Source organism: Serratia sp. SM04, from assembly GCF_040280225.1.
Taxonomy (GTDB): domain Bacteria; phylum Pseudomonadota; class Gammaproteobacteria; order Enterobacterales; family Enterobacteriaceae; genus Serratia; species Serratia sarumanii.
In genome coordinates, this window is record NZ_JBEOQT010000022.1 from 314,233 (window position 1) to 336,160 (window position 21,928).

18 protein-coding genes are annotated in these 21,928 nt (G+C 61.9%); 7 read left to right on the forward strand and 11 right to left on the reverse strand.

Annotated elements, in window-relative coordinates:
* The 4 genes from ABTW55_RS22210 to yebS all read right to left on the reverse strand — a co-directional run bounded on the left by ABTW55_RS22210 (window position 1) and on the right by yebS (window position 6,198).
* Window positions 1-540, reverse strand: coding sequence for a spore coat U domain-containing protein (locus ABTW55_RS22210; protein WP_033638282.1), 540 nt, complete (start codon window positions 538-540; stop codon window positions 1-3).
* Between the two features lie 273 nt (window positions 541-813).
* Window positions 814-2,250 (reverse strand): 16S rRNA (cytosine(1407)-C(5))-methyltransferase RsmF, encoded by a 1,437-nt coding sequence (rsmF, locus tag ABTW55_RS22215; protein WP_060420779.1) that lies wholly within the window; start codon window positions 2,248-2,250, stop codon window positions 814-816.
* A gap of 101 nt (window positions 2,251-2,351) precedes the next feature.
* Window positions 2,352-4,982 carry a PqiB family protein gene (locus ABTW55_RS22220; RefSeq protein WP_033647432.1) on the reverse strand — a complete coding sequence of 877 codons (2,631 nt, stop codon included), beginning with the start codon at window positions 4,980-4,982 and terminating at the stop codon, window positions 2,352-2,354.
* The gene (gene yebS / locus ABTW55_RS22225; RefSeq protein ID WP_033638760.1) at window positions 4,951-6,198 is read right to left on the reverse strand and encodes a membrane integrity lipid transport subunit YebS; all 1,248 of its coding nucleotides are present in this window, start codon (window positions 6,196-6,198) and stop codon (window positions 4,951-4,953) included. Before yebS ends, ABTW55_RS22220 begins: the two co-directional genes overlap by 32 nt.
* Before the next feature lie 255 nt (window positions 6,199-6,453).
* Between yebS and ABTW55_RS22230 the strand changes: the two genes are divergently transcribed.
* The 4 genes from ABTW55_RS22230 to htpX all read left to right on the forward strand — a co-directional run bounded on the left by ABTW55_RS22230 (window position 6,454) and on the right by htpX (window position 11,013).
* Window positions 6,454-6,951, forward strand: a complete 498-nt coding sequence (locus ABTW55_RS22230; protein WP_033638286.1) for a GAF domain-containing protein — start codon at window positions 6,454-6,456, stop codon at window positions 6,949-6,951.
* A 96-nt stretch (window positions 6,952-7,047) separates the two neighbouring features.
* On the forward strand, window positions 7,048-7,758 hold the full coding sequence (gene proQ / locus ABTW55_RS22235; protein WP_033638287.1) for an RNA chaperone ProQ: 711 nt from the start codon (window positions 7,048-7,050) through the stop codon (window positions 7,756-7,758).
* A gap of 19 nt (window positions 7,759-7,777) precedes the next feature.
* Window positions 7,778-9,826, forward strand: a complete 2,049-nt coding sequence (gene prc / locus ABTW55_RS22240; RefSeq protein WP_033638289.1) for a carboxy terminal-processing peptidase — start codon at window positions 7,778-7,780, stop codon at window positions 9,824-9,826.
* A 308-nt stretch (window positions 9,827-10,134) separates the two neighbouring features.
* Window positions 10,135-11,013 carry a protease HtpX gene (gene htpX / locus ABTW55_RS22245; RefSeq protein WP_033638291.1) on the forward strand — a complete coding sequence of 293 codons (879 nt, stop codon included), beginning with the start codon at window positions 10,135-10,137 and terminating at the stop codon, window positions 11,011-11,013.
* 51 nt (window positions 11,014-11,064) lie between these two features.
* On the opposite strand, the gene ABTW55_RS22250 is transcribed toward htpX, so the two are convergent.
* Window positions 11,065-12,459 carry an MFS transporter gene (locus ABTW55_RS22250; protein WP_060420783.1) on the reverse strand — a complete coding sequence of 465 codons (1,395 nt, stop codon included), beginning with the start codon at window positions 12,457-12,459 and terminating at the stop codon, window positions 11,065-11,067.
* 231 nt (window positions 12,460-12,690) lie between these two features.
* Between ABTW55_RS22250 and kdgR the strand changes: the two genes are divergently transcribed.
* On the forward strand, window positions 12,691-13,482 hold the full coding sequence (kdgR, locus tag ABTW55_RS22255) for a DNA-binding transcriptional regulator KdgR (protein WP_060420786.1): 792 nt from the start codon (window positions 12,691-12,693) through the stop codon (window positions 13,480-13,482).
* Between the two features lie 46 nt (window positions 13,483-13,528).
* On the opposite strand, the gene ABTW55_RS22260 is transcribed toward kdgR, so the two are convergent.
* From ABTW55_RS22260 to phnR, 5 genes are all read right to left on the reverse strand, one after another.
* The gene (locus tag ABTW55_RS22260) at window positions 13,529-14,332 is read right to left on the reverse strand and encodes an ABC transporter permease (protein WP_060420789.1); all 804 of its coding nucleotides are present in this window, start codon (window positions 14,330-14,332) and stop codon (window positions 13,529-13,531) included.
* 2 nt (window positions 14,333-14,334) lie between these two features.
* Window positions 14,335-15,198 carry a 2-aminoethylphosphonate ABC transporter permease subunit gene (gene phnU / locus ABTW55_RS22265; RefSeq protein ID WP_033653904.1) on the reverse strand — a complete coding sequence of 288 codons (864 nt, stop codon included), beginning with the start codon at window positions 15,196-15,198 and terminating at the stop codon, window positions 14,335-14,337.
* A gap of 1 nt (window position 15,199) precedes the next feature.
* A complete protein-coding gene (gene phnT, locus ABTW55_RS22270) occupies window positions 15,200-16,330 on the reverse strand; it encodes a 2-aminoethylphosphonate ABC transport system ATP-binding subunit PhnT (protein WP_373275071.1) in 1,131 nt (376 codons plus the stop codon).
* A gap of 2 nt (window positions 16,331-16,332) precedes the next feature.
* Window positions 16,333-17,343, reverse strand: a complete 1,011-nt coding sequence (locus tag ABTW55_RS22275; RefSeq protein WP_049196135.1) for a 2-aminoethylphosphonate ABC transporter substrate-binding protein — start codon at window positions 17,341-17,343, stop codon at window positions 16,333-16,335.
* 175 nt (window positions 17,344-17,518) lie between these two features.
* Complete coding sequence (phnR, locus tag ABTW55_RS22280; protein WP_060420792.1) at window positions 17,519-18,238, reverse strand: phosphonate utilization transcriptional regulator PhnR; 720 nt, start codon at window positions 18,236-18,238, stop codon at window positions 17,519-17,521.
* A 155-nt stretch (window positions 18,239-18,393) separates the two neighbouring features.
* On the opposite strand from phnR, the gene phnW reads away from it, so the two are divergent.
* Both phnW and phnX read left to right on the forward strand, forming a co-directional pair.
* The gene (phnW, locus tag ABTW55_RS22285; RefSeq protein WP_060420795.1) at window positions 18,394-19,497 is read left to right on the forward strand and encodes a 2-aminoethylphosphonate--pyruvate transaminase; all 1,104 of its coding nucleotides are present in this window, start codon (window positions 18,394-18,396) and stop codon (window positions 19,495-19,497) included.
* A 9-nt stretch (window positions 19,498-19,506) separates the two neighbouring features.
* Window positions 19,507-20,316 (forward strand): phosphonoacetaldehyde hydrolase, encoded by an 810-nt coding sequence (gene phnX / locus ABTW55_RS22290; protein WP_060420797.1) that lies wholly within the window; start codon window positions 19,507-19,509, stop codon window positions 20,314-20,316.
* Window positions 20,317-20,379: 63 nt separating this feature from the next.
* On the opposite strand, the gene ABTW55_RS22295 is transcribed toward phnX, so the two are convergent.
* Window positions 20,380-21,771 (reverse strand): L-cystine transporter, encoded by a 1,392-nt coding sequence (locus ABTW55_RS22295; protein WP_033653910.1) that lies wholly within the window; start codon window positions 21,769-21,771, stop codon window positions 20,380-20,382.
* Window positions 21,772-21,928: the final 157 nt, after the last annotated feature.

The window sequence follows — 21,928 nt, forward strand, 5'->3', positions numbered from 1 at the left end:
TTACCAGGTGACCGTCATCGTGACGGTGTCGTTATAGGTGTCCGCCGCTGGGGTAGAACCGGCCGCCGGCACACGGCCATACACAATCAGCGGAACGGCGGCGCCGGTGCCGGTGCCGGTTAGCGCGTTGGCGCCGCTGCCCCAGGCGGTGGTGCGCGCGGCATCCTGGTAAAGGTTATAGCTGATGAATGCGCCTGCGGTGCTGGCCATGCGGCGTTGGGTGCCTGACGTGACGTGGAGCCCGTTGTCCAGCGCCACCGTGTAGTCTGTGCCGGTGGTGCAGGTCAATGACAGCGTACCGGCCCCCCCTGCGCCGGTGGCGCTGGCGTCGATGATGTTGGCCAGTGAAGAGTAAGTGCCGAAGCTGATGGAGCCGAAGTCGTTGACGGAACCGCTGCTGTTGCCGCCCCCCACGACGCAACCGGCGCCGATGGTCAGCGTCACGCCTAGCGTGCCTTGAATGGTGCCTGCTGCGTTAGCCGCGCCGTTGGCGCACAGCAGGGTTGCTACCGAGGTCAATGCCATCAGAGTTTTTTTCATCTTAATTCCTTGCCGTATGAGAGAAAGCCCGCAAAGACGCCACCCAGAGGTGGGTTGAACGTATTCATTTAGCTGCACTTTAATTAATAGAATAAGAATCGGGAATTGTCTTGATGAAAGCGAGAAACTTTTTATTCCCATCCCCCGGCTGACGGGGCTTACAGGTGAGGTATACCGATAAATTGAAATGATTAGAATAATAACGAACGGTGATGGGAATATTATTAGCGTTATTTTATCGCCGGGGCGTTTAATTCCCCGGCGCGGTATTGTTTACAGGTGGAAATCCAGCGCGCCGTCGCGCACCAGCTCGCGCGGCAGGTTGTTCTTGATACGGCTACCGATGCGCTTGGCGATGCCCAGCGGCTGCCCTTGGTAGGTGACGATGCATTCATCGCCCGCCGGCGGCAGTTCCGGGTAGAGATCGCGGCCGTGATACCACTCCTGCGCCAGCGCGGCGTCCAGCTCGAAATGCGCTTTGCCGCCGGTGCCGGCCAGCGCGATCGCCGCCTCGTGCTGCCAGCGGAAACCTTTAGGGAAACGCTCCGCCAGTTTGAGGCCGATGCGCGAGAAGCGAACCTTGCCGAACAGCGGTTCCAGCTCGGCCGGGAACAGCCAGATCTCTTTGTCGCGCTCCCATAGCCGGCCGTCATCGCCCCAGGTTAAGCCGGATGCGGCGGCGGCTTGGGCGACCTGCGCCGCTTCTTTGCCGGACAGCGGGCTGAACGGGAATTTACCGACTTTGTAGGTCGGCTTCGGCAACGGCGCCACGGCGCGCCGTTTGCGCAGGCGGGCGACGAAAAAGCCTTCGCTGTCGTAAATCTGCGGGAAGACGTGCAGGAAACCTTCGGCGGTCAGCGCCTTGTCGGCGCCGGGGAACAGCCCGCCCAGCGATTCGACGCTGACCGCGTCGCCGTAGGTGTCCAGCAGCCAGCGCACCACCTGCTGGTTTTCCTGCGCATTGAGCGTGCAGGTGGAGTAAACCATCACGCCGCCCGGCGCCAGAGCATGAAACGCGCTGTCGATCAGTTCGCGCTGGGTGGCGGCGATCTCGGCCACGCTCTGTGGCGACCAGTTGCTCATGGCGTCCGGATCCTTGCGCACCACGCCTTCGCCGGAGCAGGGGGCGTCGAGCAGAATGGCGTCGAAGCTCTCCGGCAGCGCGGCGCCGAACACCCGGCCGTCGAAGTGGGTCAGCGCGGTGTTCTTCACGCCGCAGCGGCTAATATTGGCGTGCAGCACTTTCACCCGGCTGGCGGAGTATTCGTTGGCGACGATCCCGCCCTGATTGCCCATCAGCGCGGCGATCTGGGTGGTTTTGGATCCCGGCGCCGCCGCCACGTCCAGCACCCGAGTCGGCGCCGCGCCGCCCGCGAACAGCGCGCTGACCGGCAGCATCGAACTGGCTTCCTGAATGTAGAACAGGCCGCTCAGGTGTTCGGCGGCGCTACCCAGGCGCAGCTCTTCATCGTCGCGCTCGATCCAGAACCCTTCCGCGCACCAGGGAATGGGCTCCAGTTGCCAGTCGTAATCCTGCACCAGCGCCAGGAAGTCGGCGACGCTGATTTTCAGCGTATTGACGCGCAGGCTGCGGCGCAGCGGGCGCTGGCAAGCGGCGATAAAATCGTCCATCGCCAGCTCGGCGGGCATGATGGCGCGGGTGGCGTCAAGGAAAGCGGGGGGCAGAAAAACGGCGGTGGATTTGGCCACGGGCGAACTCTCAGGGTGCAAAAAAGATAAGGGCGAGAGTTTATCACAAAGCGGAAAAAAACAGGGCCCGGCGATGCCAGGCCCTGAGGAAAATGCGAAATTTAATCGCGCGGAATGGCGGTGCCCCAGGTTTTCCAGTCCTTAGGCTCTTCCGGATTCAGCAGGAAGTGTTTGTTCGGCGTGGCTTTCGGCGCCAGCGGAATGGTCGGCGGCGTGGCAAAGGCGATACCGCCGCGGATGAACTGCTGGAAGGTGCCGCTCTTGATCACGCCGCCGGTCAGGCCGAACTGCAGGTTGTAACCCGAAGCCAGCCAGAACACGCTGTTGTTGCGCACCAGATGCTGATATTTCTTGCTGATGCGCAGCGCGACGTGCACCCGATCGGACATGGCGCCAAGGTAGAAGCCGGTGATGGTGCCGACCTCTACACCGCGGAACAGCACCGGCGTGCCGATCTGCAGCGAGCCGGTTTCGGCGGCGTCGAGCACTACGCTCAGGCCGTCGAGATAGCGCGAGTCGGTGATGCTGGCCTGCTGCAGCTCGAAGGTGCGCAGCTCGCGGCCGCGCCCCGGCTCCACGTTGATATAAGGCTGGAGCAGGGTATCGAGATTGCTGACGCCGGCGGCGGAGATCTCCGGCGAAACGATCGAGAAGCGGCTGCCCAGGCGCGCGAAAGTGTGCACATATTCCGGATACAGCACCGCTTTGGCCAACACTTCGTTGCGCTCCGGCGCCAGCTGCAGCGACTCCACCTGGCCGACGTCGATACCGAGGTAGCGCAGCGGCATGCCCGCCGACAGCTTGCTGGCGTCGTAGGTTCGCAGCATGATTTGGCTGCCCACCGCGCGGGCGGCGGTTTCGCTGGCGTACAGCACGCGGTTGGCGCCCTTGTTGAGCGTCACGCCCTGCAGGTTGTCGAAGCTGATGGCGCCTTTCAGCGCGCGGTTAAGCGGCGAAGCCTGCACCGTCAGCCCGCTGCCGTTGAGCTGCACCTTGGCGCCGCCTTCGGCCCAAAAGATGCTTTCGCGGGTCAGCAGCTTGCGGTATTCCGGGCTGATGTAGACGTCCACCTCAAACTCGTTGGCCTTCGGCCGAACGTTGACGATCTCGCCCACCTGGAATTTGCGGTACAGCACCACCGAACCGGCCTGCACATCCGGCAGGCTGGTGGCGCTGAGGGTCAGGGTGGTGGAAGGGGCGTTGCCGACGATGCCTTCCTCGGCTTTTTCGCTGTTGGCGTACAGCGGGTATTGGCCGCCCGGTTCCCCCTTGCTGCCGGGAATAATGCGCACGCCGCCGTCCACCCATTCCTGAGCGCTGGCGCCGAGCACTTCCATACCGTCGATGCCCAGCTTGACGTCGAGCCGGCTGTTGACCACGAATTTGCTGTCTTTGTGCAGCAGGCCGCGATACTGCGCGTCGATGGCGGCGGTGAACACCACGCCGCCGGCGGTCAGGGTGCGGCTCAGGATCTGGCCGACTTTCACGCCGTGCACCACCAGCGGTTGCCCGACGTCGATGCCGTAGCTTTGCGGCGCATTTAGCGTGACGGTCAGCACGCCCGGCTGCTGCAACAGCGTTTCGCTGCTGTCCAGCACGTTGAAGCGCTGCTGCGGCTCACCTTCGCCCGGCACCAGCTCCAGCGTGGTGCCGGTCAGCAGTTGGCTGAGCTTGGCGTCGTTGAGGCTGATGCGCGGGCTGCGCATCACGATGCGGGTGCCGCTGCGCATCAGATCGACCACCGAAGGATCGATGGTCAGTTCACCGACCACTTTGCTGTCCTGTTGCAACGTCAGCTTGGTCAGGGTGCCGACCTGCAGCCCCTGGTACATCAGCGGCGTGCGGTTTTCACTCAGGCTGTTGCCGCTCGGCAGATCCAGCAGGATATTGACGCCGCGCTGGCTGTGGGCCAGATCCGGATACAGGGTATAGCTCTGATCGCCCTTGGCCTGCTGGCCATCGGCCGGCGAATCGAAGGCGATGGCGCCGTTGACCAGCGCCGCCAGGCTCTCCATTTGCACCGTCGCGCCGGACAGGCTGAAATCGCCCTTGAAACCGGAGACATTCCAGAAGCGGCTGTTGCTCTTCACCAGGTTGGCGAAACGGCGGTCGATCAGTACGTCGATGGTCACGCCCTTGTTACCTTCGCTGATGGTGTAGTCATACACCTTGCCGACCGGGATTTTACGGTAGTAGACCAGCGAGCCGCTGTTGAGCGAGCCGAGATCGTCGGCGTGCAGGTGGATCATCAGCTCGCCGGTGTTCAGGCGGTATTTCGGCTGGGTATCGAGCGCGGTGAAGTGAGTTTGCTCCTTGCCGCTGCCGGGCATCATGCCGATATAGTTGCCGCCGACCAGCGCATCGAGCCCGGAGACCCCGGCCAGCGAGGCTTTGGGCGTCACCAGCCAGAACTGAGTGCCTTCGCGCAGCGAGTCTTCCAGATCGCTTTTGATGCTGGCCTCCACCACGATGCTGCGCAAATCTTTGCTCAGGCTGATTTTCTGCACCGTGCCGACCTCTACGCCCTGATAGCGTACCGGCGTGCGGCCGGCGACGATGCCCGCCGCCGATTGGAAATCGATGGTGACGGTGGTGCCGCGCTCCTGGAAATTGTTATAGACCAGCCACCCGGCGATCAGCAGGGCGATGAACGGCAGTAACCAGAACGGTGAAATGCGGCGCTTGTTCTTGACCCGCGCTTCAGTCGGTGTAGTCGGCGTTTCCTGTTGCATGTGCATCCCAAATCAATCGGCTATCCAGCCACTCAACGGCAAGAATAGTCAAAATGACCGCCGAGCCAAAGTAAAACGCGGCCGGTCCCATAGTAAAAGATAACAGCTGGTCGCGGTTTACCAGCGACATCATCAAGGCGATAACGAACAGATCGAGCATCGACCAGCGGCCGATCCAGGCGACCAGACGCAGCAGACGAATGCGCGTCTTCAGGCTGTGCGAGGTTTTGAAGTGAATGCTGAACAACAGCGTGATCAGCACGATCACTTTGGTAAAGGGCACCAGCACGCTGGCGATGAACACAATGGCGGCGATCGGCACGTTGCCGGAGGTGGCCAGCGAGACCACGCCGGAGAATATGGTGTCTTCGAGGCGCACGCCGTTGGCGTAAATGATGGAAATCGGCAGCAGGTTGGCCGGTATCAACAGGATCATCGCCGCGATCAGCGCCGCCCAGGTTTTCTGCAGGCTGTAAGGCTGGCGATGGCACATCGGCACGTGGCAGCGCGGGCAGCGGCCGCGCGCGTCGGGGTAGCCGGTATAGTGGCAGGACAGGCAAATGTGCAGCGCCGCCGGCGGGCCTTTCGGCTGTTCCTGCGGATAGTAACGCTCCCACAGCTGCTCCAGGTTGGCGTGGATCAGCGTCAGGATGCTGAGCAGGGTGAGCGACAGGTAGGCGATCAGCGCGCTGCCCGCCTGGATGTCGGCGTAATCCTGCACCTTGATCGCCGCCACCGCCATGCCGATCAGATAGATGTCCAGCATCACCCACTCTTTGAGCCGCTCCAGCATCAGCAGCACCGGCCGCAGGTTCATGCCGAGCGCGTGGCCGAAGCGCAGGTACAGCAACGACAGCGCCAGCGTCAGCGGGGCGCCGATGGTGCAGAACGCCACCATGCTGGCGGTAAGCGGGTCGCCCTGACGGCTCATCTGCCAGATGCCTTCCAGCAAACTGGCGTCGATGCGCGTGCCGAGCAGGCGGATGCTGATCAGCGGTTCGGTGAAGGCGAACGGCATCAGCAGCAGCATGGCGATCGCCATGGCGGTCAGGCGCGTCATCGACCAGTCGCGGCCGTTCACTACCTTGGCGTTGCAGCGCGGGCAATAGGCGGCCTGGTTGCCGCTGAGCGGCGGCAGCACGAACAGCAGATCGCACTCGCAGCAGCGCTGGTGGCGCGCTTTGGAAAGGGGGGCGGTGATCGCGTGTATTTTCATCTTTGACAAGTCGCTGCCCTTGAGCCCGCCGGAACTGTCAGCGTAGCTGAAAAATAAACCGGCCGCGTCACTGGCGATCGGGCGCCGGACGGTAAAACGAGGTAAACCGGGATTCTGAGCGGCAAACATACCCCGAGCGACAGGGTTTTGTGAAGCAACAGATGATTAACCTTGTGGCTATACGCATTTAATGCTTATTTTATAGGGCCTAAGCTTTGGGCTTCTGGCCATCTTCACTGTTTCAATGGTTATCACATGACAAAAGAACAATTCTACGCGGAATTAAAACGTGACCTGAGCGCGTTGCTCGGCGGGGAAACCAACTTTATCGCGGCGTTGTCCAACGCCAGCGCGTTGCTCAACGAGCGTCTGGATGACGTGAACTGGGTCGGTTTCTATCTGATGGATGGCGGCCAGCTGGTGCTGGGGCCGTTCCAGGGCAAGATCGCCTGCGTGCGTATTCCGGTGGGCAAGGGCGTGTGCGGCACGGCGGTGGCGGAAAATCGCGTGCAGCGCGTCGGCGACGTGCATGCGTTCCCGGGCCATATCGCCTGCGATGCGGCCAGCAACGCGGAAATCGTGCTGCCGCTGGCGGTTGGCGGCCGAGCGATCGGCGTTTTGGATATCGACAGCACGGTTTATCAACGCTTCGACGAACAGGACGAAGCGGGCTTGAAAGCAGTGGTGGCGGGGCTTTGTGAGCAACTGGAACAGTGCGACAGTGCGAAATATGTGACTGTGGCGGCAAGTTGATCGACGGTTAACGTGGCAATTACCGATGGCGTCATTATAATGACGCCTGTTCATGCCTGTGGCTTGTTGGCAATACCGTTGTAATCAGGAAATTTCATGGAAAATCAACCTAAGTTGAACTCTAGTAAAGAAGTCATTGCTTTTCTTGCCGAGCGTTTTCCGCTCTGCTTTAGCGCCGAAGGCGAAGCTCGTCCGCTGAAAATCGGTATTTTTCAGGATTTGGTAGAGCGCGTGCAGGGGGAAGAGAATCTCAGCAAAACGCAATTGCGTTCTGCCCTGCGCCTGTACACCTCAAGCTGGCGTTACCTGTACGGCGTCAAAGTCGGCGCGCAGCGCGTCGATCTGGACGGCAATCCGTGCGGTGAACTGGAGCAGCAGCATGTCGATCATGCTCGCCAGCAGCTTGAAGAAGCCAAAGCGCGCGTTCAGGCACAGCGTGCCGAACAAAACGCCAAAAAACGTGAAGCCGCCGGTGAATCCGCCGATGCCGCGCCACGCCGTCCGCGCCCAGCCGGTAAAAAGCCCGCTGCACGTCGCGAAGGCGGAGCCGCGCCGGAGAACCGCAAGCCGCGCCCACAAACTCGCCCACAGCCAGCTCGTCAACCTCGTGCAGCAAAAGAGGAAAACCAGCCGCGTTATGCGCCAGTCACGGATATCTCTAAACTGCAAATTGGCCAGGAAATCAAAGTCAGAGCAGGCAAGAGCGCGATGGATGCTACCGTACTCGAAATCGCTAAAGATGGCGTACGTGTGCAGCTCTCTTCCGGTCTGGCGATGATTGTGCGCGCAGAACACTTGCAGTTCTGATACGGAGGCCAACCCAGGCATGAACAAATTCGTCAGATTAACAGCGATTGCAGGGCTGCTGTGGGCGGGTGTCAGTTACGGCGCGGAAACAGCCAACATCCGCATCGGCCAACTGCCTCAACTGCAACAGGAACCTCAGCACGCTACGGTGAGTGAGCGCGTCACCTCGCGCTTCACTCGCTCTCATTACCGCCAGTTCGCCCTCGACGCGGAGTTTTCAGGCAAGATCTTCGATCGCTACCTGAACATGCTGGACTACAGCCATAACGTGTTGCTGGCCTCCGACGTGGCGCAGTTCGCCGGCAAACGCAATCAGGTGGGCGAAGAGCTGAAAACCGGCAAGCTGGACACCTTCTACGCGCTGTTCAATCTGGCGCAGAAACGCCGCTTTGAGCGTTACACCTATGCGTTGTCGTTGCTGGACAAGCCGATGAACTTTACCGGCAACGGCACTATCGATCTCGACCGCAGCAAAGCGCCGTGGCCGAAAGACAAGGCCGAGCTGGATAGTCTGTGGGATGCGAAAGTCACCTATGACGAGCTGAACCTCAAGCTGACCGGCAAGACCGACAAAGAAATCCGCGACACGCTGACCAAGCGCTATCAGTTCGCCATCAAGCGCCTGACGCAAAGCAACAGCGAAGACGTCTTCCAGCTGGCGATGAATGCCTTCGCGCATGAAATCGACCCGCACACCAACTATCTGTCTCCGCGCAACACCGAGCAGTTCAACACCGAAATGAGCCTGTCGCTGGAAGGCATTGGCGCGGTGCTGCAGATGGATGACGACTACACCCTGATCAACTCGATGGTGCCGGGCGGCCCGGCGGCGAAGAGCAAGGCGATCACCGTGGGCGATCGCATCGTCGGCGTCGGCCAGGCCGGCAAACCGATGGTGGACGTGATCGGCTGGCGCCTGGACGACGTGGTGTCATTGATCAAAGGGCCGAAAGGCAGCAAGGTGCGCCTGGAGATCCTGCCGGCCGGCAAGGGCACCAAAACCCGCGTGGTCACCCTGACCCGCGAGCGCATCCGCCTGGAAGACCGCGCGGTGAAAATGACCATCAAGACCGTCGGCAAAGAGAAGGTGGCGGTGTTCGACATCCCCGGCTTCTACGTCGGTCTGACCGATGACGTGAAAGTGCAGCTGCAGAAGATGGCCAAGCAGAACGTCAAGAGCGTGATCATCGATCTGCGCACCAACGGCGGCGGCGCGCTGACCGAAGCGGTGTCGCTGTCCGGCCTGTTCATTCCGAGCGGCCCGGTGGTGCAGGTGCGCGACAACAACGGCAAAGTGCGTGAAGACGCCGACACCGACGGCGTGACCTACTACAAAGGCCCGCTGGTGGTGCTGGTCGATCGCTTCAGCGCCTCCGCCTCCGAGATCTTCGCGGCGGCGATGCAGGATTACGGCCGTGCGCTGATCGTCGGCGAGCCGACCTTCGGTAAAGGCACCGTGCAGCAGTACCGTTCGCTGAACCGCATCTACGATCAGATGCTGCGCCCTGAGTGGCCGGCGCTGGGGTCGGTGCAGTACACCATTCAGAAGTTCTACCGCGTCAACGGCGGCAGCACCCAGCGCAAAGGGGTGACCCCGGACATTCTGATGCCGACCGGCGTCGATCCGGCGGAAACCGGCGAAGCGTTTGAAGACAACGCCATGCCGTGGGACAGCATCAATGCGGCGACCTACAGCAAGACCGGCGATATGGCGCCGTTCGAGCCGGAGCTGCTGAAAGATCACCAGCAGCGCATCGCGCAGAATCCGGAGTTCCAGTACATCGCGCAGGATATCGCGCATTACAAGGCGCTGAAGGATAAACGCAACATCGTGTCCCTCAATCTGGCGGTGCGCGAGAAAGAGAACCACGACGACGATGCGACCCGTTTGAAACGCATCAACGAGCGCCTGGAACGTGCGGGCAAGAAGCCGCTGAAATCGCTCGACGATTTGCCGAAGGATTACCAGGAACCGGATCCGTACCTGGATGAAACCGTGCATATCGCGCTGGAGCTGGCTCATCTGGAAAAAGATCGGCCCGCTCAGCAGCCAACGCCGGCCAAATAAGGCCGCGTCCGGCAGGATGAAAAACGCACCCTCGGGTGCGTTTTTTTATGGTGACGCGAAGGCCTGCTTCCCTGCAGGGGAATGGGGGCGGGCTTATGCGTCGCCTGACAAATTTATGGCAAAAAACCCTCCGCCTTGCGCAACAATCGTTTACAATTTGCCAAATCCCGGTCGCGCGCCGTTTTTGTAAAGTTTCGTATTTTTAGTAGGTTAATGACGCGCGACTCTTGAAACTGTGACGAATGCCCATACGATCTAGGGTATCTTCGACAGCGTTTTGTTAACATTTATGAGGAAGTAAACATTTTATGATGCGTATAGCTCTGTTCCTGCTCACCAACCTGGCGGTGATGTTGGTTTTCGGGCTGGTGCTCAGCCTGACAGGAATCCAATCCAGTAGCGTTCAGGGCCTGATGATCATGGCCGGTCTGTTCGGCTTCGGCGGCGCTTTCGTGTCGTTGCTGATGTCCAAGTGGATGGCGCTGCGCTCCGTCGGCGGGGAAGTGATTGAACAACCGCGTAACGAAACCGAAAACTGGCTGCTGGAAACGGTGCGCCGTCAGTCGCAGCAGGCGGGCATCGCCATGCCGCAGGTTGCTATCTACCACGCGCCGGACATCAACGCCTTCGCCACCGGCGCGCGCCGCGACGCCTCGCTGGTCGCCGTCAGCACCGGCCTGCTGCAGAGCATGAGCCGCGACGAAGCGGAAGCGGTCATCGCGCACGAAATCAGCCACGTCGCCAACGGCGATATGGTGACCATGACCCTGATTCAGGGCATCGTGAACACCTTCGTCATCTTCATTTCGCGCCTGATCGCGCAGGTTGCCGCCGGCTTCCTGGGCAACCGCGACGGTGAAGGGGAAGGCAACGGCAACCCGATGATTTATTTCGCGGTGTCGATGGTGCTGGAACTGGTGTTCGGCATCCTGGCAAGCATCATCACCATGTGGTTCTCGCGTCACCGCGAGTTCTACGCCGACGCCGGCTCCGCCAAGCTGGTGGGCCGCGAGAAGATGATCGCCGCCTTGCAGCGCCTGAAAACCAGCTACGAGCCGCAGGAAGCGGGCAGCATGATGGCGTTCTGCATCAACGGCAAATCCAAGTCGTTCAGCGAGCTGTTCATGTCGCACCCGCCGCTCGACAAGCGCATCGAAGCGCTGCGTTCCGGCCAGTACCTGAAGTAATCGGCTGAATGAAAGGAAAAACCCCGGCTCGCCGGGGTTTTTTTATGTCCGCTATTTCACCTCGCGGCTTGGCTGCGCCGTTTGCGCCGTCGATTGGGTGATGCGCAGGCTGCTGACCGCCGCCGCCAGAGTGGCGAACACGCCGGCCAGGACCAGCGATGCGTGGGTGCCGGAGGTGGGGAACAGGTTGAACATCAGCGCCACCAGCGCGGCCCCCGAGGTTTGCCCCAGCAGGCGAGCGGTGCCCAGCATGCCGCTGGCGCCGCCGCTGCGGTTACGCGGCGCGGCGGAGATGATGGTGTGATTGTTGGGCGACTGGAACAGGCCGAAACCGGCGCCGCACAGCACCATGCGCCAGATGATGTCCCCATTCGACGGGGCCGCGGGCAGCAGCGCCAGCGAGAACAGCCCGAGCGCGAACACCGCCAGCCCAATGCAGCCCAGCAGGCCGGCGTGCACGCGCTCCACCAGCCGGCCGGCGATCGGCGCCATGACGACGATCGCCAGCGGCCACGGCGTCAGCAGCAGCCCGGTCGCCACCTCGTCGCGGCTCAACGCGCTTTGCAGGAAGAACGGCAGCGATACCATCGCCAGCATCTGCGCGGCGAACGAGCAGATTGAGGTGCCCATCGACAGGGCGAAAATCGGGATGCGCAGCAGGTCGACCGGCAGCAGCGGAAATTCCTGGCGCAGCTGGCGGCGCACGAACACCGTGCCAATCGCCAGCAGCGCGGCGATCTCGCTGAAGATCAGCGTCAGGCTCTGGCCCTGGGCGAAGCCGCTGATGGCAGTGATCAGCAGGCCGAAAGTCAGCGCGTTCAGCACGGCGCTGGTGGGATCGAAACGGCGGTTATCGCTTTTTTGGCCGTTGGCCGGCAGGAACTTCATGCCCAGCAGCAGCGCGACGAGGCCGATCGGCAGGTTGATGGCGAACAGCCACTGCCAGGAAGCGACCGACAGGATCGCCGCCGCCACCGTTGGCCCGGCCGCCGAGGAGCAGGCGACGATCAGCGAATTGATGCCCATGCCGCGGCCGAGAAAACGCTGCGGATAGATGATGCGGATCAGCGCGGTGTTGACGCTCATGATGGCGGCGGCGCCAAAGCCTTGCAGCACGCGGGCGATGGTCAGCGTGAGCAGCGAGTCGGACAGGGCGCAGAACAGCGAGGTGATGCTGAACACCAGCAGCCCGGCCTGATAGATGCGGCGATAACCGATCAGATCGCCGAGCGACGCCAGCGACAGCAGAGAGACGGTGATCGCCAGCTGATAGGCGTTAACCACCCAAATGGAGCTGGCCGGGCTGGCGTTGAGATCGCGCGCGATGGTGGGCAGCGCCACGTTGGCTATCGCGCCGTCGAGCACGGATACGGTAATGCCGAGGGCGATGGCGAGGATCGCCCCATAGCGTTGCGGGACGGGGAGGCCGTCGGAACAAGGACGCATGTTGGTCTCAGCGGTATTTATTCAGGGGAGTATTATCATGCTAATCATATTCGCCCGTGATTGCATGCCCCTTGTCCGCTGAATTGTAAACGGCGGTGAGCGGGCCGGCGGTTATCCATTTGGCTTCAATCGCTTAGCGTTCAACTGCGTTGCGCGTCGCGATCTGTTCCGATTATACTGAAACCCTTGTTTAAATTTCCTGAAACAGAACCGTTAAGTAGGGTATTCGCCATGGCTAACGCAGATTCAGACAAGCAACCGGATGCCGTCTCATCCGTAATGAAAGTGTTCGGTATTTTGCAGGCGCTCGGCGATGAGCGCGAGATTGGCATTACTGAACTGTCCCAGCGGGTGATGATGTCCAAAAGCACCGTCTACCGTTTTCTGCAGACCATGAAAGCGCTGGGCTACGTTTCGCAGGAAGGCGAGACAGAAAAATATGCGCTGACGCTCAAGCTGTTCGAGCTGGGCGCCAAATCGTTGCAGAACGTCGATCTGATCCGCAGCGCCGACGTGCAGATGCGCGAACTGTCGAACCGCACCCGCGAAACCATCCACCTTGGCGCCCTGGATGAGGACGGTATCGTCTATATCCACAAGATCGACGCGATGTACAACCTGCGCATGTATTCGCGCATCGGTCGCCGCAACCCGTTGCACAGCACCGCCATCGGTAAAGTGCTGCTGGCCTGGCGCGATCGGGATGAGGTGGCGCAGATCCTGTCGCAGATTGAATTTACACTCAGCACCGAGCATACCCTGACCAGCGCCGCCGAACTGCTGCCGGTGCTGGAGCGGGTGCGTGAGCAGGGATACGGCGAAGATGCCGAAGAGCAGGAAGTGGGGATCCGTTGTATCGCGGTGCCGGTATTCGATCGGTTTGGGGTGGCGATCGCCGGGTTGAGCATCTCTTTCCCGACGCTGCGCTTTTCCGAAGCGGCGCGGGAGGAGTATGTGGCGCTGTTGCACGTCGCCGCCCGGCGCATCAGTGAACAGCAGGGCTATCACGACTATCCGTTCTGACCCTTCGCTTCCATGAACAAGGCGCTGCCATGGCAGCGCCTTGCGGCTATTTCATGCCCGGCGTCAGCCGCTGCGAAATCCGTTCCAGCACTAACATCAGCAACAGCGTGGCCGCCACCAGGATCATGGTCAGCGTCGCGCCGTTGGCGATGCTGCCGCGATCGGTCAGGCTGAAGATAGTGACCGGCAGCGTTGCCCAGCTCGGCGGGTAGATCATCATGGTCGCGCCCAGCTCTCCCATCGACAGCGACAGGCTGAGGGCGAAGGCGGAGATCATATAGGGGGCGATCATCGGCAGGGTGACGTGGCGCAGGCGGAACAGCGGCGAAGCGCCCAGGCTGGCGGCGACGTTCTCGTAGTCGCCAGGCAGCCGGGCCAGCCCGGCCATCACGTTGCCGAAGGTGAAGGCGGAAATCAGCACGAAGTGCGCGACGGGCACGATCAGGAAGGTGCCGTTCATCTGCAGCGGCCCCTGGCTGAACGCCACCAGCATCCCGAGACCGATCGACACCGAAGGCACCGCGCTGGGAATGAAGAACAGCGTGCTCAGCAGGCGCTGGCCGCGCCCCTGATGGTGGCGCAGTGCCAACGCCGCCCAGGTGCCGCACAGCAGCGCGAACAGGCTGGCGCTGAAACCGATAGCCAGGCTGGCGACCAGCGCGTCCCAGGAGGCGCCGCCAAAGGCCTGGCGGAAGTGGCTAAAGGTGAAACCGCTCGGCAGCACGCCGTTCCACTGTTCGCTCAGGCTGGACATCAGGATCACCGCCAGCGGCAGGCAGAAGAACAGCGCGAACAACGTGACCGCCAGCGTGCAGGTCAGGGTGCGGCCGGTGCGAGACCAAATCAACATCGTCAGTTCCTCAGCCCGGCGCGCGCCGCGGCGTAGCGGTAAAGGGAGAACAGCCCGAGCGACAGCGCGATATTCACGACGGCGATCGCGCAGGCGACGGCATAATCCGACTCCAGAATCGCTTTGGAGTAGACCATCATCGGCAGCGTGGTGACGCCCTTGGCGCCAATAAACAGCACGATGCCGAACTCATTGGTGGTCAACAGCAAGCACAGGCTGCCGCCGGCCAGCAAGGCCGGCAGCGCGGCGGGCAAAATCACCTGGCGCACCACGCGCCCCGGCCGGGCGCCGAGGATGCTGGCGGCTTCGAGCTGGCTGCGATCGATCTGCGACAGCGCCGCCATCAGCGGACGCATTACCAGCGGCGTAAACACGGTGATTTCCGCCAGGATCACGCCCCAGATGGAGTAAAGAAAGTCTACCGGCGGCAGGGTAAAACCGAAGGTCGCCATCAGCGTACCGTTCAGCAGGCCGGCGGAGCCGTAGATAAAGGTGAAGGCCAAGGTGATCAGGAAGGTCGGCATGGCGATAAAGGTATCGATCACCCAGGCGATCAGCCGGCTGCCGGGGAACGGCGTGAACACCAGCAGCAGCGACAGCAGGGTGCCGAGCACCAGGCAGCCCAGCGTCGCCAGCAGCGCAATCTGCAGCGTGTTGAGCAGGGCGCTGACAAAGCGTCGGGATTCGAACACCTGCTGCAGCGCGCCGGCGCTGAACAGCCCCTGATCGTCGGTAAACGCCTGTTTGACGATCAGCGCCAGCGGATAGAAAAACAGCGTCGCCAGCACCAGCAGCGGCAGCAGGATCCATAAACGGCGCGGTGAACGCGGCCGCCGGGCCGGGCGAATAAGCGTAGAGTCGGTCATGTCAGTCCTCGATCAGTACCGCGTCGTCAGGGGCGAAATAGAGCGGCACGCGCTCGCCGATCTGCGGCATCCGGCTCTGATGGGTGGTGACCACGCGCAGCGGGTGGCCTTGCGCGTCGAACTGCAGGTGCGTCAACTCCCCCTGCCAGTGAATATCGCGCAGCGTGCCGACGATGCAGTTGCTGCGCTGGGCATCGGCATCGAGCGCAATATGCTGCGGCCGAATGCACAGCAGTTTGTCGAAGCCGCGTTGTGCGCCGTAGGTGAAACAGCCGATCACTTTTCCGGCGCAGCTGACGGTGGTCATGCCTTGGCCGGCGGTGGTCTCCAGCGCGGTGGCCGGCAGCAGGTTGGCGCGGCCGAGGAACTCGGCGGCGAAGCGGTTTGTGGGATGACGGTACAGCGCGCGGGTCTCGCCGTGGGCGATCAGGTGTCCGTCGCGCATGATGCCAATCTTGTCCGCCAGCGTCAGCGCTTCGCCCTGATCGTGGGTGACGTACAGGATGGTCAGCTCCGGCAGCTCGCGGTGCAGGCGGGCGATCTCTTCCACCATGCTGTGGCGAATCTGCGCGTCCAGCGCCGACAGCGGTTCATCCAGCAGCAAGACTTTGGGGCGCACCGCGATGGCGCGGGCGATCGCCACGCGCTGCTGTTGGCCGCCGGAGAGCTGGCTGGGATAACGCCTGGCGTAGGCGGACATGCCGACGATGGCCAGCGCCTCCTCGACGCGCTCGGCGGTGAGGCCGCGCGGCTTGCCCTGGGCGCGCAGGCCGAACGCCACATTGTCCTCGACGCGCATATGCGGAAACAGCGCGTAGTTCTGTACCACCATGCCCAGACCGCGCTCATAGGGCGGCACGTCGGTGACATCGACGTCACCGATGGCAATACGCCCGGCAGAAGGCTGCACGAAACCGGCGATCGCCCGCAGCACGGTGGTTTTGCCCGAGCCGGAGGGGCCGATCAGCGCCAGCACTTCGCCGGGGGCGATGGTGAGCGTCAGGGGTTTCAGCACTTCGGTGCCGCGATACGACACGCTGACGCGGTCGAGTTGGATGCCCGACGGCCCGGCGATGTCGAGGCTGTTATCCCGCGCCTCGGCGCGGGAAGAGAGGGTAGAAGGCATTGTCAGCGTCATTCGGTCACCTTGTGCCAGCGTGAGATATCGGCGGACAGGCTGCTTACCACCTGATTCCAGTCCGGCGCCCAGATGTCCACGCCTTTCAGCGCCGCCTGCGACCGCTTGAAGTTATCGTCGGTCGGGATGACGTCCTTACGCACCGGCATGCCGTAGGACATGGCGCTAACGCTGCTCTGCGCTTCTTTGCTCAGCAGGAAGTCGATCAGCTTTTTGCCGTTGGCGCTTTGCGGCGCGCCTTGCACCAGGCCGACATAGTAAGGCAGCGCCAGCGTGCTGCGCTTGCCGTCCGGCCCGGCCGGCCAGAATACCTGCACGTTCGGGTTGCTGCGCATTTGCGCCAGGTTCATCTGCAGATCGCCGTTGGCCACCAACAGCTCGCCTTTATTGACCAGCGCGGTCAGCTTGCCGGTGGAAGCGGAAGGGCCGACGTTGTTGCTTTGCAGCTTGCCGAGGTAGTCGAAACCGGCGTCCTTGCTACCGAAGCTGTGAAACGCCTGCAGCAATACTGCGGTGCCGTCACCGGCCTGGCCCGGCGTGGAGTACTGCAGCTTGTTGCGGAACTGCGCGTCCAGCAGCTGTTGATAGCTGGCAGGCGCCTGCGGCAGCAGTTTGGCGTTATAGATGAAGCTCAGGTAGTTGTTTACCAGCGGCACGAACTGCGGCTGAGCGTCGGCGATCTGCGCCGCATCCTGCGGGGTGAAATCCTGCAGCAGTTTTTCCGCGGCGGCGCGCTGGATGAACGGCGGCGGCGTCACCAGCACGTCGGCCTGCGGGTTGCTGCGCTCTTTCGACAGCCGCTCTACGATGGCGCCGGAACCGCCTTCGACGTACTGCACCTTGATGCCGGTTGCCTGAGTGAAGGCGTCGAACTGGGTTTGATACCAGCTGTGATCGCCGGCGTGCAGACCATCGGCGGAGTAGACGGTCACCACCGCGTCGGCGGCCCAGGCCGGCGCGGAGCCGAGTGCGATGGCGGTCATCACGACCAGACGAGAAAGTTTCATAGCTTCAGCCTCACTGTTGCGGATTTAAGCGTAACTGGTATACACCAGATATGCGGTCACGCTAATCGGCGAATATGACAAACAAATGAAAGCGGCAAAATATATTTGCCGGCAACGGGGAATTGGGCGTGGGGGAGAAAGGCGGGGCGGCGGGCGCAGCCCCTGTCATGCGGGGTTAAAGCGTATCGACTTCGATGCGCAGGCTGTCGTGGCGCCAGTACTCGATATCGAAATCGAGAATGCGGCCGTGCTGGTCGTAATTCAACCGGCGCAGCAATAAGGCGGGCAGGCCGACCATGGCGCCGAGCGCGTTGGCGGCGCGGTAAGGCAGGGCCGTCGGGTAGAACGACAGATGCATGTTGCTGTAAATCAACGAGTAATGCTGTTGATAGACTTCGGTCAGGCTGCCGTTGAGATCGTGGCTGAGCAGTTCCGGCACCCGCTGCGGCAGGCAATGGTTTTCGCAATAACAGATGGCGCGGCCGTCGGCGTAGCGCACGCGGCGCAGCAGATACACCTGGTCGAAGGGTTCGAGCGCCAGCGGCTGCATCACGTCAAGCGGCACCGTGGTTTTTTCGCCGGACAGCAGCGCGGTGCGCGGCACGCGCCCCTGCTCCTGGCACAGGCGGTGGAAGTTGGTGTTCTGCGTCGGATCCAGCCACAGCCGTTCCGGCGTGACGAACCAGCCGCGGCGATCGGCGCGATAGATGGCGCCGGTGGCCTCCAGCTGCGCCAGGCTCTCGCGAATGGTAACGCGGGTGGTGGAGAAGATGGCGCACAGCTCGCGCTCCGAAGGCAGCTTGTCGCCCGCCTGCAGCGCGCCGCGGGTGATGCGCGCCTGAAGCTGATCCTTGATCTGCAGGTAGTGGGGCATTTCGCCCTGATGTTCTTTCATTTCATCTCGCTATGGCATCGGCCCGTCATTCCGGCACGCGCTTATTATACATAGCCAGATGAATTTTTTGTTTCACCGCGCTTTGTCGTTTGACCAGGGAAGGAATTTGCCGCCACAATGCCTGCAATCTGGTATAGACCAAATAGGTGAATAACATGTCCGATCGAAACTACCTGCTGTTGACCCCCGGCCCGTTGACCACGTCGAAAACGGTAAAAGAGGCGATGCTGTTCGACAGCTGCACCTGGGATGAAGATTACAACCTGGGCGTGGTGCAAAGCATCCGGCAGCAGCTGGTGGCGCTGGCGACGCCGTCCGCCGGTTACACCTCGGTGTTACTGCAGGGCAGCGGCAGCTTTGCGGTGGAGGGCGTGCTGGGCACGGCCATCGGCCCGCAGGACAAGCTGCTGATCGTCAACAACGGCGCCTATGGGGCGCGGATGATCGAAATGGCGCGGCTGATGGATATCGACCACCACGCTTTCGACTGCGGCGAGGTCAATGGGCCGGACGTGGCGGCGATGGAGGCGGTGCTGAAAAGCGATGCGCGCATCAGCCATATCGCCATGGTGCACTGCGAAACCACCACCGGCATGCTCAACCCGCTGCAGAAGGTCGCCGGCCTGGCGGCGCGCAACGGCAAGACCTTTATCGTCGACGCCATGAGCAGCTTCGGCGGCATCCCGCTGGATGTAGACGCGCTGGGCATCGATTTTCTGATCAGCTCCGCCAACAAATGCATTCAGGGCGTGCCGGGCTTCGCTTTCGTCATCGCCCGCCGCAGCGAACTGGAGAAATGCGCTGGCCGCTCGCGCTCGCTGTCGCTGGATCTGTATGCCCAGTGGCGCTGTATGGAAGACCAGGCCGGCAAATGGCGCTTTACGTCGCCGACCCACACCGTGCTGGCCTTCGCGCAGGCGCTGAAAGAGCTGGAACAAGAGGGCGGCATTGCCGCGCGCCACCACCGCTATCAAACCAATCAGCGGCGGCTGGTGGCGGGCATGCGCGAGCTGGGCTTTGAGACTCTGCTCGATGATGCGTTGCATTCGCCGATCATCACCGCATTCTATTCGCCAAAGGCCGACACTTACCGCTTCGCCGAATTTTATCAGCGCCTGAAGCAGCAAGGGTTTGTGATCTATCCCGGCAAAGTGTCGCAGAGCGACTGCTTCCGCATCGGCAACATCGGGGAAATTTACCCGCAAGATATCGAACGTTTGCTGGCGGCCGTCGGGCAGGCGATGTACTGGAATCAATAAGGATTGACCATGAAACAGATCAACGCAGTGATCCTCGACTGGGCCGGCACCACGGTGGACTTCGGCTCCTTTGCGCCAACGCAGATTTTCGTCGAGGCATTCAAACAAACCTTCGATATCGACATCAGCCTGGCGGAGGCGCGCATTCCGATGGGGCTGGGCAAATGGCAGCACATCGAGGCGCTGGGCAAGCTGCCGGCGGTCGACGCGCGCTGGCGGCAGAAGCTGGGCCGCTCGATGAGCCACCAGGACATCGACGCGCTGTATCAGGCGTTTATGCCGCTGCAAATCGCCAAAGTGATCGACTTCGCCGATCCCATCGAGGGTGTGCCACAGGTGATTGCCGGGCTGCGCGAACAGGGCATTAAAATCGGCTCCTGCTCCGGTTATCCGCGTGCGGTGATGGAGGTGCTGGTGCCTGCCGCCGCGCAGCGCGGCTACACGCCGGATTACTGGGTCGCCACTGACGATCTCGCGGCCGGTGGCCGGCCGGGGCCGTGGATGGCGCTGCAGAACGCCATCGCGCTGGGCATCGATGCGGTGGCGCACTGCGTGAAGGTGGACGACGCGGTGCCGGGCATTCATGAAGGGCTGAACGCCGGGATGTGGAGCGTCGGATTGGCGCTGTCCGGCAACGAGTTTGGCGCGACCTGGCAGGAGTACCGCCAAATGGCGGCGGCAGAGATCGAGCTGCGCCGTACGGCGGCCGCCGATAAGCTGTATGCGGCGGGCGCACATTATGTGATAGACACGCTGGCGCAATTGCCGGGCGTTATCGCCGACATCAACCGGCGGCTGGCGGACGGCGAGCGGCCGTAACGACCGGGCGCGGGGCATAAAAAAACCGGGGAGAATCCCCGGTTTTTTCGTTTTGAGACGGCGTTAACGGTGAGCCAATTCGACTTCGTCTTCGCTGTCCATCACGGTTTTGTCGGTTTGCTTCATCAGCTGGCTGGTGATGGTGCCCGCCGCCATGGAGCCGTTGACGTTCAGCGCGGTACGGCCCATGTCGATCAGCGGTTCGACCGAGATCAGCAGCGCGACCAGCGTCACCGGCAGGCCCATCGCCGGCAGCACGATCAGCGCGGCGAAGGTGGCGCCGCCACCCACGCCCGCCACACCGGCGGAGCTGATGGTGACGATGCCGACCAGGGTGGCGATCCACACCGGATCCAGCGGGTTGATGCCGACGGTCGGCGCAACCATCACCGCCAGCATTGCCGGGTAGAGGCCTGCACAGCCGTTCTGGCCGATGGTGGCGCCGAACGACGCCGAGAAGCTGGCGATGGATTCCGGCACGCCCAGGCGACGGGTCTGCGCTTCCACGTTCAATGGAATGCTGGCGGCGCTGGAGCGGCTGGTGAAGGCGAAGGTGATCACCGGCCACACCTTGCGGAAGAATTTCAGCGGATTAACGCCGGTGAAGGCCAGCAGGGCGGCGTGAACCACGAACATGATGCCCAGGCCGATGTACGAGGCCACCACGAAGCTGCCGAGCTTGACGATGTCGTGAATGTTGGAACCGGCAACCACTTTGGTCATCAGCGCCAGCACGCCGTATGGCGTCAGTTTCATGACCAGACGCACCAGCTTCATCACCCAGGCTTGCAGGGTGTCGATAGCCACCAGCACGCGCTCGCCTTTCGGCTTGTCGTCTTTCAGCAGCTGCAGCGACGCCACGCCGAGGAAGGTGGCGAAAATCACCACGCTGATGATCGACGTCGGGCTGGCGCCGGTCAGATCGGCGAACGGGTTTTTCGGGATGAACGACAGCACCATCTGCGGCACGGTCAGATCGGCCAGTTTACCTACGTAGTTGGTCTGGATTGCCGTCAGGCGCGCGCTTTCCTGCGCGCCCTGCACCAGGCCTTCGGCGGTCAGGCCGAACAGGTTGGTGACCAGTACGCCCACCAGCGCCGAGATCAGCGTGGTGAACAGCAGCGTGCCGATAGTCAGGACGCTGATTTTGCCCAGAGAAGAGGCGTTATGCAGCTTGGCCACCGCGCTCAGGATCGAGGCGAACACCAGCGGCATGACGATCATTTGCAGCAGCTGCACATAGCCGTTGCCGACGATGTTGAACCAGCTGATGGATTCTTTCAGTACCGGGTTGTCGGAGCCGTACACCAGCTGCAAGCCCAGGCCGAACACCACGCCGACCACCAGGCCGACCAGCACTTTTTTCGCCAGGCTCCATTGCTTGTGGCGGGTTTGCGCCAGCAGCAACAGGAGCGCGACAAACACCAGCACGTTAATCACGAGCGGAAAATTCATCCCCAATGTCTCCAATCATCTTTCTTATAAAAACGACTACGCATCACGTATGTCGCGATGTAAATATCGTAACAGTTTGCCGGGTGGCCCACTTATATCCAAATGGAATTTGATATAGCTTTTTGTGTGTTTTTGTTCGTTTTATATACATGAAGGT

Coding starts and splice junctions, on each gene's coding strand:
- ABTW55_RS22250 (WP_060420783.1), bottom strand. CDS start 12,459: ATGCGTCCTTGTTCCGACGGCCTCCCCGTCCCGCAACGCTATGGGGCG.
- yebS (WP_033638760.1), bottom strand. CDS start 6,198: ATGAAAATACACGCGATCACCGCCCCCCTTTCCAAAGCGCGCCACCAG.
- ABTW55_RS22220 (WP_033647432.1), bottom strand. CDS start 4,982: ATGCAACAGGAAACGCCGACTACACCGACTGAAGCGCGGGTCAAGAAC.
- ABTW55_RS22275 (WP_049196135.1), bottom strand. CDS start 17,343: ATGAAACTTTCTCGTCTGGTCGTGATGACCGCCATCGCACTCGGCTCC.
- proQ (WP_033638287.1), top strand. CDS start 7,048: ATGGAAAATCAACCTAAGTTGAACTCTAGTAAAGAAGTCATTGCTTTT.
- phnX (WP_060420797.1), top strand. CDS start 19,507: ATGAAACAGATCAACGCAGTGATCCTCGACTGGGCCGGCACCACGGTG.
- ABTW55_RS22260 (WP_060420789.1), bottom strand. CDS start 14,332: ATGTTGATTTGGTCTCGCACCGGCCGCACCCTGACCTGCACGCTGGCG.
- ABTW55_RS22210 (WP_033638282.1), bottom strand. CDS start 540: ATGAAAAAAACTCTGATGGCATTGACCTCGGTAGCAACCCTGCTGTGC.
- ABTW55_RS22230 (WP_033638286.1), top strand. CDS start 6,454: ATGACAAAAGAACAATTCTACGCGGAATTAAAACGTGACCTGAGCGCG.
- prc (WP_033638289.1), top strand. CDS start 7,778: ATGAACAAATTCGTCAGATTAACAGCGATTGCAGGGCTGCTGTGGGCG.
- htpX (WP_033638291.1), top strand. CDS start 10,135: ATGATGCGTATAGCTCTGTTCCTGCTCACCAACCTGGCGGTGATGTTG.
- phnU (WP_033653904.1), bottom strand. CDS start 15,198: ATGACCGACTCTACGCTTATTCGCCCGGCCCGGCGGCCGCGTTCACCG.
- kdgR (WP_060420786.1), top strand. CDS start 12,691: ATGGCTAACGCAGATTCAGACAAGCAACCGGATGCCGTCTCATCCGTA.
- phnR (WP_060420792.1), bottom strand. CDS start 18,238: ATGAAAGAACATCAGGGCGAAATGCCCCACTACCTGCAGATCAAGGAT.
- phnW (WP_060420795.1), top strand. CDS start 18,394: ATGTCCGATCGAAACTACCTGCTGTTGACCCCCGGCCCGTTGACCACG.
- ABTW55_RS22295 (WP_033653910.1), bottom strand. CDS start 21,771: ATGAATTTTCCGCTCGTGATTAACGTGCTGGTGTTTGTCGCGCTCCTG.